Raw genomic sequence first — 1,007 nt, forward strand, 5'->3', positions numbered from 1 at the left:
TCTTATTTTATGGCCAATGGTTTTGCGCAGGGCTACTTTGGCATTCAGGTCAATTCGTCTGAGGAACGACGGATCTTGTTCTCAGTATGGAGCCCCTATAAAACGGATAATCCTAAAGAGATACCAGAAGACCAGCGCATCACCTTGCTCAAGAAAGGCGACGATGTGTATACCGGTAAATTCGGTAACGAAGGCTCCGGCGGACAAAGCTATCTGAAATACATGTGGAAAGCAGGTCAAACCTATCGGTTCTTATTAAAGGCGAAGCCTACTGTGAACAACAGTACCGATTATACGGCCTGGTTTATGGACCCCGTGGTGAATGAATGGCAACTCATCGCCAGTTTCCGTCGACCAAAGACATCTACTTATATTAAACGTCCTCATTCTTTTCTGGAGAACTTCATGACTCAAATGGGGAACCAAAGCCGCATGGCCTGGTATACCAATCAATGGGCCTGTAATACTGAAGGAAAGTGGTTTGAACTGACCAAAGCCAAGTTTACGGCTGATGCCACGGCTCGCAAGGACGCCCGCCTGGATTATGCCGGAGGCGTGCATGATGGTCAATTCTTTATGAAAAACTGTGGATTTTTTAGCGAACGAGTGCCTTTCGACCAATATTTTGAAAGAGAAGCACAGAGTAAGCAACCCGAGATTAACTTTAGTCAATTGAAGTAAAAAGCTTAATTAAAATGAAGAATCTATTAAAGTTGACAGTTTTAGCTAGTATGGTTATAATAATTATGACTTTTAGTGCGTGCAAAACAAACTCAACTGGAAAAAGTAAAGAACTTGTGCAACCCAATATTATCTACATTTTGGCCGATGATTTAGGCTATGGCGAATTGGGCTGTTATGGTCAGGAGAAAATAGAAACACCCAATATCGACCAATTGGCCAAAGAAGGAATGATTTTTTCGCAACACTATTCCGGTTCGGCTGTTTGTGCTCCATCCAGAAGTGTCTTATTGACCGGAAAACATACCGGGCATACAGATATTCGA

2 protein-coding genes are annotated in these 1,007 nt (G+C 42.8%); both read left to right on the forward strand.

What is annotated here, in order from left to right; all coding sequences use genetic code 11:
• Positions 1-681 (forward strand): DUF3472 domain-containing protein (locus tag FNN09_RS20855; protein ID WP_143304422.1); only part of this gene is annotated, 681 nt, incomplete at its 5' end.
• 14 nt (positions 682-695) lie between these two features.
• Positions 696-1,007 (forward strand): sulfatase-like hydrolase/transferase (locus FNN09_RS20860; protein ID WP_143304423.1); only part of this gene is annotated, 312 nt, incomplete at its 3' end.

It is taken from the genome of Carboxylicivirga sp. M1479 (assembly GCF_007097485.1).
Classification (GTDB): domain Bacteria; phylum Bacteroidota; class Bacteroidia; order Bacteroidales; family Marinilabiliaceae; genus Carboxylicivirga.